The following is an 11,210-nucleotide window of genomic DNA, read 5'->3' as shown; positions in this document are numbered from 1 at the left end:
CCTCGGCGGCGCGGGCGAGCCGGCGCAACTTCTTGTCGGAGGCGGTGCGCTCCCCCACGTCCTGGGCCTCCCAGGTGCCGTCGGGGGCACCCTCGCCGAAGCCGGCGGCCTCGGCCTCGTCGCTGCCGTAGGCGCCCTTGGCGGGCCGGCGCTTGCGCAGCGGCGGCGTGACGCCCGGCGCGAGTCGCCGTGTCGTCAGCAGGAATCCGGTGTGCCCGTGCATGCGGTGCTCGGGCCGCACGGCCAGGCCCTCGAGGTGCCAGCCGCGCACGAGCGACTCCCACGCCTGGGGCTCGGTGAAGCCGCCGTGGGCGCGGGCCGTCTCCGCCACCCGAGACAGCTGGGTGGCGGTGGCGACGTAGCAGATGAGCACCCCGCCGGGCGCGAGGGCGTCGGCGACGACGTCGAGGCACTCCCAGGGGGCGAGCATGTCGAGGACGACGCGGTCGATGCTGGCATCCTTGACGGCCAGCGGCAGGCTGCCGACGAGGTCGCCGACGGTGACCTTCCATGCCGGGTGCGGGCCGCCGAAGAAGTCCTCGACGTTGCCGCGGGCGATCTCGGCGAACTCGCCGCGGCGCTCGAAGGAGTGCACGAGCCCGTCGTCGCCGACGGCCCGCAGCAGCGACATCGTCAGGGCGCCGGAACCGACTCCGGCCTCGACGACCCGGGCCCCGGGAAAGATGTCGGCCATTGCGACGATCTGCCCGGAATCCTTGGGGTAGATGACCGCGGCGCCGCGCGGCATCGACATGACGTAGTCCGAGAGCATCGGGCGCAGCGCGAGGTACTCCACGCCGGTCGTGTTGGTGACCGTCGAGCCGTCAGGGCTGCCGATGAGGTCGTCGTGGCGCAGGCTGCCGCGGTGCGTGAAGAACTGCTTGCCCGCCTCGAGGGTGATCGTGTGCATCCGGCCCTTGGGGTCGATCAGCTGCACGCGCTCGCCCGCGGTGAACAGCCCGCGGCGCCGGTGCGCCCCGGTGGGGCCCGTGGAAGCGGCGGGGCCGGTTGGGGAAAAACTCATGATGCCCGCAAGTCTAGGTGGCGCTGTCCACGCGGTTAGCGCGGCGGGGAGGAGCGGGCGGAGCCGGTCGCCAGCGCGGAGACGGTGCCGCCGTCGAGCGCGCCCCACGGGGCGCCGCCGGGCTCGCGCAGCAGCAGCAGCGGCAGGCGGCGCTCGACGAGGGTGTCGACGGCCGAGCCGAGATCCGGTGCGCCCGAGGGGAGGTCGAGCACCCATCCGGGCGGCATGAGGCGCAGGCACGACTCGGCGGGCGCGTCGTCGGCCCCCGACTCGCCGGCCTGCCGGACCGCGTCGGAGTCGAGGATCCCCAGGGGGGTGCCGTCGTCGTCGAGGATCGCGACGACGACACCGCGGCGCACCGCCTCCGCATCGAGGTGCTGCAGCGGCGGGAGCCGGGAGATCGGGTCGCGGCGCCCCATCGTGACGACGGGGTTGGCCACGGCGCGCACGTCGAGCCGCGCGAGGCGGCCGCGCAGACGCCCGGTGGTGATCGCCTGCCCGGCGCCGAACCAGAGGAACGCGCCGATGAGAGCGATCCAGGCCATGGTCCACAGGCTGGGGTACTCGCCGCGCAGCAGCGGCGTGCCGGCGAACCACAGCACGACGGCGATCGTCACGATGCGCCCGGACCACCCCGCGGCGATGAGCCCGAGGTGGCGGCGACCGGTGGTCTTCCAGACGAGGGCGTCGAGCAGGAAACCCCCGTCGAGCGGCAGCCCCGGCAGGAGGTTGAAGACGGCGACGAAGCCGTTGGTCCACGTGGCGGCCCAAACGAGCAGCCCGAGCACGTCGCCGCGCACGTACGGCAGCAGCAGCCAGCCGATGAGGCAGAGCAGCAGGTTGGCCAGCGGTCCGGTGACGGCGACGAGGGCGCTGCGCCCGGGGGTGGCGCGGGCCGCGTCGTAAGCGGTGTGCCCGCCCATGAGGTCGGCGGCGATGCGATGCACCCGGTACCCGCAGGCCAGCGCGGTGAGGGCGTGCGCGGCCTCGTGCACGAGCACGCTGAGCAGCAGCAGGACCGCGTAGGCGAGGGCCACGGCGTAGGCCCACGGCCCCAGCGACGGCATCGTGTACGCGACCTGCGGGCCGAAGAACGCGAGCATGACGATCGCGATGACGACCCAGCCGCCGCCGATGTAGATCGGGATGCCGCGCAGGGAGCCGATCCGCCAGCCGGAGTGCTCCTCCGGGGCGGTCGACGACGCCGAGGACTCCGACGAGGCCGACGAGGCCGACGAGGATTCTCGGTGCGGCTCCGGCTCGCTCGGCGGCGGGCCCTGCGGGGTCGACATGCGATTCACCGTACGACACCGGCTCTCGGCGAGCCGGGGGCGCGGCGGTCAGCCGTCGCCTCCGCATCCGTCGCCCCCGCAGCCATCGGGGGCGCCGTGACGAGTTCGACGGCGCCGCTGGCGCGCGGGTCGAGGGCGAGCACGACGGCGTCGTCGGGGATCGGCGGCGCGACCCCGCCGAAGGCGGGACACAGCTGCTTGTGCCCGCACCAGTCGCACAGCCGCGACGGGCGCGGGCGGAAGTCGCCGTCGGTGGCGGCCCGTTCGATCGCGACCCACAGGGCTTTGACCTTGCGTTCGACCGCCCGCAGGTCGTGCTCGTCGGGCTCGTAGGTCAGCAGTTCGCCGCTGCCGAGGTAGACGAGTTGCAGGCGGGTGGGCACCCGACCGTGCAGGCGCCACAGCACGAGCGCGTAGAACTTCATCTGGAACAGCGCCTTGCCCTCGAAGAGGTGCGAGGGCGCGCGGCCGGTCTTGTAGTCGACGACGCGCATGCGCCCGTCGGGGGCCACGTCGAGCCGGTCGACGTAGCCGCGCAGGATCAGCCCGTCGATCTCGGTCTCCACGTACAGCTCTCGCTCGGCGGGTTCGAGCCGGGTCGGGTCTTCCAGGGTGAACCAGCGTTCGATGAGGCGCAGCGCGTCGTCGAACCACGACTGGAGCCGGGCCGGGTCGGCCTCGTCGACGAGATCGGACAGCTCGGGTCGCTCATCGACCATCCGCGTCCATTGCCCGGGCAACAACTCGCCCGCCGCGTCGCGGGTGCGGCCACCGGCGGGCAGGTCGAAGAGCCGCTCGAGCACCGCGTGCACGAGGGTGCCGCGGGCCATCGCCGGGGTGGCCGGCTCGGGCAGCCGGTCGACCACGCGGAAGCGATACAGCAGCGGGCACTGCATGAAGTCCGCGGCGCGGCTCGGGGACAGGGCGGGAACCATGCGAGAAACCCTATGGGCGACCACCGACAAGCTGCCGGAGCCGGTCCGGTGCGGCGGCCCAGCAGCCCCGGCACAGCGAAGAACCGCAGGTCAGGCGGGCGGGCGTCGGTAGTGGTAGGTGTGCTGCACAGTGAACCCGAGCCGGCGGTAGAGCTCGACGGCAGCCGTGTTGGCCGCCTCCACCTGCAGATAGGCGAAGCGGGCGCCGGAGCTGCGGGCGCGCTGCAGCAGGAGCCCGGTCACCGCCTCCCCGAGCCCCTGCCGGCGGCGGTGCGGCACGACCTCCAGGCACGAGAGCCCGGCCCAGTCGTCGGTGCGCACCAGCCGTCCGGCGGCCACCGGCTCCCCGGCTTCCAAGGCCGTCACGTACGTCGCCGGCGCGGACGTCAGCACCGGCACGGCCGCGGGCTGACGCGCCACGTCACCGCCGCGCACGACGCCCGCCCAGGGTCCGTCGGGCTCGCCGGCCCAGGCGATCTCCACGCCATCGGGCGCCTCGGGCGCCCCGCCGGCCGAGGGCACCTGGCGCAGGTCGGCGACGAGGAAGAGCGTCGGGTCGACCGGCTCCCAGCCGAGGCCGGCGGCCGCCGACTCCACCGACTCCACCGACACCACGGACGACCCCGCGCCCACCGCGTGCGCGAGCTGCAGCACGGGAGGCAGCCCCCACCCGGCATACACCTCGGCGACGAGTTCGATGGCCGCCTCCACCGGCAGGCCGGGGTCGCCCACGACGAGGCACGAGTTGGCTCGCTTGGTCCAGCCTCCGCCGACGCGCAGCAGCCAGCCGCCGAGACGGTACAGCTGCGTGCCGGGCCAGCCGCGCGCGGCCAGCTCCTCGAGCGCCTCGGGCGAGGAGGCGGGCCGCACCGGCCGCGGCGGGATGACCCGCCGGGCCACCACGTCACCGGCCGCGACGACAGCCGCCGGACCCGCCGGCGGCAGCAGGACCACCCCGGTCGAATCCGAGCGCAGCACATGCCCGACGACGTCGGTCTGGGAGCCGTCGGCCAGCCGGCGCCGCAGCGACCACCGCGGGGTCGTCTCCCAGAAGTCGGCGGGCAGGGCGAGGAGCCCGCCCGGCGTGGGTGCGCTCACCCCTGCGGGCCGGCCGCGCGCGTCAGGGGCAGCAGGTCCGCCGCCCGCACGCCCGCCAGCGACGGCAGCACGGTCAGCCCGTCGCGGGGCGGCACCTGCACGACGAGCGGCACGGCGATCGTGCGGGCACCCGACGCGAACGCGGACGCCACCCCGGTCACCGAGTCCTCGATGGCCACGCAGTCGCCCACGTCGACCCCCAGCTCGCGGGCGGCCACGAGGTACGGCTCGGGGTGCGGCTTGCCGCGCTCCACCTCGTCGCCGGAGAGCACGACGTCGAAGCTGCCCTCGGGCAGTCCGGCGACGACGACGTCGACCATCGCGCGCCACGACATCGTCACCAGCGCGCACGGCACGCCCAGCGACCGCAGTTCGGCGAGCAGTTCCAGCGCGCCCGGCCGCCACGGCACCTCCTCGCGGAGCCGGTCGATGACCCCGGACTGCAGAGCGTCGACGAGCGCCTCCGGCTCCAGGTCGACCGGCGAGTGCTCGCGGATGTACGCGGCGGTGACGAGCAGATCGTTTCCCACAAGGTTGTGTGCGTGTTCGTCGCTCCACACCCCGCCGTAGGACTCGACGAGGCGGTGCTCCTGCTCGATCCAGTACGGCTCGGTGTCGAGCAGCGTGCCGTCCATGTCCCAGAGCACCGCCGCCGGCAGGCCGCCACTCGGCACGTCCGACGTCACACTCTTGTGTGCACTGTTCGACGCCATCTCAGACCTTGAAGTACTTCGCCTCGGGGTGGTGCACGACGAGCGCGTCGGTCGACTGCTCAGGGTGCAGCTGCAGTTCCTCGCTCAACTCCACGCCGATCCGCTCCGGCTCCAGCAGCGACACCAGCGTCGCGCGGTCCTCCAGCTCCGGGCAGGCCGGGTAGCCGAAGGAGTACCGGCAGCCGCGGAAGCGCACGTCGAGCACCTCGTCGAGGTCGAGCGACTCGGGGTCGGCGAAGCCCAGCTCGGAGCGCACCCGCGCGTGCCAGAACTCCGCGAGCGCCTCGGTGAGCTGCACCGAGAGGCCGTGCAGCTCGAGGTAGTCGCGGTAGGCGTTCTGCTCGTAGAGCTTTCCGGTGACCCCGGAGACCTTCTCACCCATCGTCACGAGCTGCAGCTCGATGACGTCGGGCCGCCCGTCGGCGTCGTACTTCTCCTTGGCGCGGAAGAAGTCCGCCAGGCACAGCCGCCGGTCGCGCCGCTGCCGCGGGAACGTGAACCGGGCCCGCTCGCTGCCCTTCGCCTCGCCGTTCGGCCCGTCCTCGTGCCAGAGCACCACGAGATCGTTGCCCTGCGAGTAGCACGGGAAGTACCCGTAGACGACGGCCGGCTCCATGATGTCCTCGGTCTTGATGCGGTCCAGCCACATCCGCAGCCGCGGCCGCCCGTCGGACTCGACGAGCTCCTCGTACGAGGCGCCGCCCTCCCCGCGCGTCGGCTTGAGCCCCCACTGCCCGAGGAACGTCGCCCGCTCGTCGAGGTAGGCGGAGAACTCCGCGAGCGAGACGCCCTTGACCACCCGGGTGCCCCAGAACGGCGGGGTCGGGATGTCGTTGTCGTCGGCCACGTCCGAGCGGTTCGTGTCGGTGACGTCGGCGCCCTCCTCGTGCGGGGTGGCCGCCCGCACCCGCCGCTTGCGCAGCTCGGGCAGCACGTCGTCGAGGGAGACCGACGGGTCGTTCTTGGCCTTGGCGATCGCGTCCATGAGCCGCAGCCCCTCGAACGCGTCGCGGGCGTAGCGCACGTGCCCGTCGTAGATCTCCGCGAGGTCCTGCTCGACGTAGGCGCGGGTCAGCGCGGCGCCGCCGAGCAGCACCGGCCATTGCGCCGCGAGCCCGCGGGCGTTGAACTCCTCGAGGTTCTGCTTCATGACGACCGTCGACTTCACCAGCAGCCCCGACATGCCGATCGCGTCGACCTTGGCCTCGGTGGCGGCGTCGATGATCTCGTTGACGGTCTTCTTGATGCCGATGTTGACGACGTCGTAGCCGTTGTTGCTGAGGATGATGTCGACGAGGTTCTTGCCGATGTCGTGCACGTCGCCCTTGACGGTGGCCAGCAGCACCTTGGCCTTGGCCCGGGACGTCCCGCCGCCCGACTCCTGCTCCTCGATCGTCGGCTCCAGGTGCGCCACGGCGGCCTTCATCGTCTCGGCCGACTGCAGCACGAACGGCAGCTGCATCTTGCCGGAGCCGAACAGGTCGCCGACGACCTTCATGCCGGCCAGCAGGTGGTCGTTGATGATGTCCAGCGCGCGGGTGCCCTCGGCGAGCGACTCGTCGAGATCGGCCTCCAGGCCGTTGCGCTCACCGTCGATGATGCGCCGCTGCAGGCGCTCCCCCAGCGGCAGCGCCGCGAGCTCGGCGGCCCGCGACTCCTTGAGGGAGGCCGAGTCGACCCCCTCGAACAGCTCGAGCATGCGCGCCAGCGGGTCGTACGTGCACTCCCCCGCGTCGTCGAACTCCCGCTTGTCCCAGACGAGGTCGAGCGCGACCTTGAGCTGCTCCTCGGGGATCCGCGCGACCGGCAGGATCTTCGCGGAGTTGACGATCGCGCTGCTCAGCCCCGCCTTGGCGGCCTCGTCGAGGAAGACCGAGTTGAGCACCACCCGCGCCGCCGGCTTGAGGCCGAAGCTCACGTTGGAGACGCCCAGCGTCGTCTGCACACCCGGGTACTTCGTCGTGATCGCGCGGATCGCCTCGATGGTCTCGATGGCGTCGCGGCGGGTCTCCTCCTGCCCGGTGGCGATCGGGAACGTCAGGGCGTCGACGACGACGTCCTCGACGCGAAAGCCCTTCTCGACGAGGGAGTCGATGAGCCGGGAGGCGATCGCCACCTTCTTGTCGGTGGTGCGCGCCTGCCCCTCCTCGTCGATCGTCAGCGCGACGAGCGCCGCGCCGTGCTCGCTCGCCAGCGCCGTCATGCGGGCGAACCGGGAGTCGGGCCCGTCGCCGTCCTCGTAGTTGACCGAGTTGATGACCGCGCGCCCGCCCAGGCGCTCCAGCCCCGCCTCGACGACGGCCGGCTCGGTGGAGTCGAGCACGAGCGGCAGCGTGGAACTGGTGGCGAGCCGGGAGACGAGTTCGCTCATGTCGCCGGCGCCGTCGCGGCCCACGTAGTCGACACAGACGTCGAGCAGGTGGGCGCCCTCGCGGGTCATGTCCTTGGCGATCTCGACGCAGTCGTCCCAGCGCTGCGCGAGCATCGCCTCGCGGAAGGCCTTGGAGCCGTTGGCGTTCGTGCGCTCCCCGATCGAGAGGTAGGAGGCGTCCTGCCGGAACGGCACCGAGGTGTACAGCGAGGAGACCGCGGCCTCCTCGACCGGCTCCCGGGTCGTGACCTCGCGGCCGCCGACGGCCTCGACGACGGCGCGCAGGTGCTCGGGGGTGGTGCCGCAGCAGCCGCCGACGATCGACACGCCGTAGTCGCGGGTGAACTGCTCGTGGGCGGAGGCGAGTTCGGCCGGAGTCAGCGGGTAGTGGGCGCCGTCCTTGCCCAGCTGCGGCAGGCCCGCGTTGGGCAGCACGCTGAGCGGGATCGTCGAGTACCGCGACAGGTGCCGCAGGTGCTCGCTCATCTCCGCGGGGCCGGTGGCGCAGTTGAGGCCGATGACGTCGACGCCCAGCGGCTCCAGCGTCGTCAGCGCGGCGCCGATCTCGGAGCCCATGAGCATCGTGCCGGTCGTCTCGATCGTCACCTGCGCGATGATCGGCAGGTCGGCCTCGCGGGCGGCCAGGGCCCGCTTGCAGCCGACGATCGCGGCCTTGGCCTGCAGCAGGTCCTGGCAGGTCTCGACGAGCAGGGCGTCGGCGCCGCCGTCGATGAGCCCGAGCGCGCACTGCTCGTAGGCGTCGCGCAGCTGGGAGTAGGGGGCGTGCAGCAGCGAGGGCAGCTTGGTGCCCGGTCCGATGGAGCCGAGCACGAACCGGGGCTGCTCGTCGGTGCTGTAGGCGTCGGCGACCTCACGCGCGATGCGGGCGCCCGCCTCCGCGAGTTCGTAGGTGCGCTCGGGGATGTCGTACTCGCCGAGGTTGCCGAGGTTGGCGCCGAAGGTGTTGGTCTCGATCGCGTCGACCCCCACCTGCAGGTACTCCTCGTGCACCGAGCGCACGATGTCGGGTCGGGTGACGTTGAGGATCTCGTTGCAGCCTTCGAGCTGCTGGAAGTCATCCAGAGAGGGGTCCGCCGCCTGCAGCATCGTGCCCATCGCGCCGTCGGCGACGATGACGCGACGGCCCAGAAGGCTACGGAGAGTAGGGCGTGCGGAGGACTCGGAGCGGCTGCTCACAGTGGCGGGCTTTCTACTGGCGAACGGGACGACTCATGCTAACGACCCGACGCGGCGCGACCTTCCCGCCCGCCGGTCGCCCGCCTCCGGCGCGCCGACCACCCGGTTCCCGCCCGACAGACCGCCGCGCGCGTGCCGACGCTGCTGGACCGAGTGCGTAGGGTGGGGGAATGAGCAGTCTTTCCGAGAGCCGGCGGGTGTCCTCGTGATCGAGGTCGAGGACCTTCCCGAGCTCGTCGACCCCGTGGTCATCGCGGCCTTCGAGGGCTGGAACGACGCCGGGGAGGCGGCCACCGCGGTCGTCGAACACCTCGCGCAGACGTGGGAGGCCGAGCCGATCGCGGCGATCGACCCGGAGGAGTACTACGACTTCCAGGTGAACCGGCCGCGCATCGGCTCGACCGACGGCGTGCGTCGCATCACGTGGCCGACGACGCGGGTGATGTACGCCCCGCGCCGCGCGGCCGGCCGCGACATCCTGCTCATCCAGGGCATCGAGCCGTCGACGCGGTGGCGCTCGTTCGTCGTCGAACTGCTGTCGCTGGCCGACGAGGTCGACGCGTCGATGGTCCTGTGTCTCGGTTCGCTGCTCGCCGACGTGCCGCACACGCGGCCGCTGCCGGTCGGCACGTACTCCGAGGACGCCTCGCTGGCGCACTCCCTCGACCTCGAGCCGAGCACCTACGAGGGCCCGTGCGGGATCGTCGGCGTGCTCGCCGACGCCTCCCACCAGGCGGAGATCCCGACGATCTCGTGCTGGGTGTCGGTGCCGCACTACGCGGGTGGCACCCCGTCTCCGAAGGCGGCGCTCGCGCTGCTCGACCAGGTCGAGGAGCTGCTCGACCTGCGCGTGCCGCGCGGCGACCTGGAGGACCTGTCGAAGGCGTGGGAGCGCGGTGTCGACGAGCTCGCCGCGGGCGACGACGAGGTGGCCGAGTACGTGCAGGCCCTCGAACAGGCCACCGACACGGCCGAACACCCCGAAGCGTCAGGCGACGCCATCGCCCGCGAGTTCGAGCGCTACCTGCGCCGCCGCGACGAGCCCGGCGCCTGAGGCGGTTCACGCGGGCGCGTTTCAGTCCCTGAAAGCCTGTTCTTGGCTGGCGGGACGGGGCCGGGCGGCTGCCGCGGGACCGGCTCCGCGGAGGTGGCTCAGCGGGAGCCGGCCGGTCCGGTGCGATGGCACAGGCTCCCGTGCGGACAACGGAGACGGGCCGGCCCGGGCTCGCCTGACAGCGCGCCTTACAGCTCCACGCCCAGCAGGGCGTCGACGGTCTCGCGCGCCAGCCGGGCGCCGGAACCGTCTCCGTCGCGGGCGAGCATGCAGGCGTCGACGGCGGCCAGGGCCGCGGGGGTGTCGAGGTCGTCGGAAAGCAGCTCACGCACGTCGACCAACAGCCGCTGCGCCTGATCCGCGGAGACGGTCTCGACCCCGGCTCGCCACGCCGCGAGCCGCTGCTGCGCGGACTGCAGGGCGTCGGCGGTCCAGTCCCACGGGGTGCGGTAGTGGTGATCGAGCAGCACGAGTCGGATGGCCATCGGGTCGACACCCTCGGCGCGCAGCGTCGAGACGAGCACGAGGTTGCCCTTGGACTTGCTCATCTTCGACCCGTCCAGGCCCACCATCTCCTGGTGCATGTAGACCCGCGCGAAGGAGCCTGCGCCATAAAGGCTTTCGGCCTGCACTCCGCTCATCTCGTGGTGCGGGAACACGAGGTCGATGCCGCCGCCCTGCACGTCGAACGCGGTGCCGAGATGGTCGACGGCGATGCACGTGCACTCGATGTGCCAGCCGGGCCGACCCGCCGGCAGCCCCGCCGCCTCCCACGAGGGCTCCCCCGCCCGGGCCGCGCGCCACAGCAGCGGGTCGAGGGGGTCGCGCTTGCCCGCCCGGTCGGGATCGCCGCCGCGGTCGGCGTAGACCTCGAGCATCTGCTCCCGCGTCCAACCGCTGACCTCGCCGAACCGCGGGCAGCGCGCCAGGTCGAGATAGACGTCGGCCGACCCCGGCGCCTGCGCGTCGTCGGCCGGCACCTCGTACGCCGCGCCGGAGTCCAGCAGCTGCCGCACGCCCGCCGCGATCGAGTCCATGCTCTCGACGACCCCGCAGTAGCCGCCGGGCGCGATGACCCGCAGCGCCGCCATGTCGTCACCGAACAGCGCGATCTCGCGGGCGGCCAGGTCGCGCCAGTCGATGCCGTCGCGCTCCGCCCGCTCCAGGAGCGGGTCGTCGACGTCGGTGATGTTCTGCGCGTAGCGCACCGGGCGCCCGCCGTCGAGCAGCACCCGGTGCAACACGTCGAACGTCACGTACGTGGCCGCGTGACCCATGTGGGTCGCGTCGTAGGGGGTGATGCCGCAGACGTACAGGCCGGCCGGCGCGTGCGGATCGTCCGCCCGCGCGGAGTCGACGAGGCCGGGGCCGAGCACCGCCAGGCCGCGGCGGGAGGAGTCGTAAACCCGTGGAGGGGTGCCGGTTCCGTGGTCGGACAGGTCGGGAACGGCCGGGGAACTCCAGGATCTCACCGCGCCAGCGTAACCGCCCTGCTCGCCGGTCCCGTCCGGCGGTCCGTCGACGCA

At 72.8% G+C, this 11,210-nt stretch carries 8 protein-coding genes; 1 reads left to right on the top strand and 7 read right to left on the bottom strand.

Annotation, left to right across the window (positions count from 1 at the left end):
- From PINTE_RS00640 to metH, 6 genes are all read right to left on the bottom strand, one after another.
- Positions 1-1,024, bottom strand: a 1,024-nt coding sequence (locus tag PINTE_RS00640; protein ID WP_068424767.1) for a tRNA (adenine-N1)-methyltransferase, incomplete at its 3' end; no start/stop codon positions are given.
- 35 nt (positions 1,025-1,059) lie between these two features.
- Positions 1,060-2,316: a M50 family metallopeptidase gene (locus tag PINTE_RS00635; RefSeq protein WP_068424735.1), complete on the bottom strand. Its 1,257-nt coding sequence runs from the start codon at positions 2,314-2,316 to the stop codon at positions 1,060-1,062.
- A gap of 5 nt (positions 2,317-2,321) precedes the next feature.
- Entirely contained in the window at positions 2,322-3,251 is a 930-nt protein-coding gene (locus tag PINTE_RS00630) for a RecB family exonuclease (RefSeq protein WP_084343050.1), read from the bottom strand.
- Positions 3,252-3,341: 90 nt separating this feature from the next.
- On the bottom strand, positions 3,342-4,349 hold the full coding sequence (locus PINTE_RS00625) for a GNAT family N-acetyltransferase (protein WP_068424732.1): 1,008 nt from the start codon (positions 4,347-4,349) through the stop codon (positions 3,342-3,344).
- Positions 4,346-5,062 carry an HAD family hydrolase gene (locus tag PINTE_RS00620; protein ID WP_068424729.1) on the bottom strand — a complete coding sequence of 239 codons (717 nt, stop codon included), beginning with the start codon at positions 5,060-5,062 and terminating at the stop codon, positions 4,346-4,348. Before PINTE_RS00620 ends, PINTE_RS00625 begins: the two co-directional genes overlap by 4 nt.
- 1 nt (position 5,063) lies before the next feature.
- Positions 5,064-8,630 carry a methionine synthase gene (gene metH, locus PINTE_RS00615; protein ID WP_068424726.1) on the bottom strand — a complete coding sequence of 1,189 codons (3,567 nt, stop codon included), beginning with the start codon at positions 8,628-8,630 and terminating at the stop codon, positions 5,064-5,066.
- A 205-nt stretch (positions 8,631-8,835) separates the two neighbouring features.
- Between metH and PINTE_RS00610 the strand changes: the two genes are divergently transcribed.
- Positions 8,836-9,684, top strand: coding sequence for a PAC2 family protein (locus PINTE_RS00610; protein ID WP_068424723.1), 849 nt, complete (start codon positions 8,836-8,838; stop codon positions 9,682-9,684).
- A gap of 188 nt (positions 9,685-9,872) precedes the next feature.
- Here the strand turns inward: PINTE_RS00610 and mshC are convergent, their stop codons facing one another.
- A complete protein-coding gene (mshC, locus tag PINTE_RS00605; protein WP_068424720.1) occupies positions 9,873-11,156 on the bottom strand; it encodes a cysteine--1-D-myo-inosityl 2-amino-2-deoxy-alpha-D-glucopyranoside ligase in 1,284 nt (427 codons plus the stop codon).
- Positions 11,157-11,210: the final 54 nt, after the last annotated feature.

The sequence above is a fragment of the Piscicoccus intestinalis NBRC 104926 genome (assembly GCF_001515525.1).
In the GTDB taxonomy this organism is placed as follows: domain Bacteria; phylum Actinomycetota; class Actinomycetes; order Actinomycetales; family Dermatophilaceae; genus Kineosphaera; species Kineosphaera intestinalis.
Note: the sequence above shows the minus strand (reverse complement) of the source record. Positions and strands in the feature narration are given on the sequence as shown.

What these genes read in the sequence shown, in the direction of transcription:
- PINTE_RS00635 (WP_068424735.1), bottom strand. Translation starts at nt 2,316, where the DNA reads ATGTCGACCCCGCAGGGCCCGCCGCCGAGCGAGCCGGAGCCGCACCGA.
- PINTE_RS00630 (WP_084343050.1), bottom strand. Translation starts at nt 3,251, where the DNA reads ATGGTTCCCGCCCTGTCCCCGAGCCGCGCCGCGGACTTCATGCAGTGC.
- PINTE_RS00620 (WP_068424729.1), bottom strand. Translation starts at nt 5,062, where the DNA reads ATGGCGTCGAACAGTGCACACAAGAGTGTGACGTCGGACGTGCCGAGT.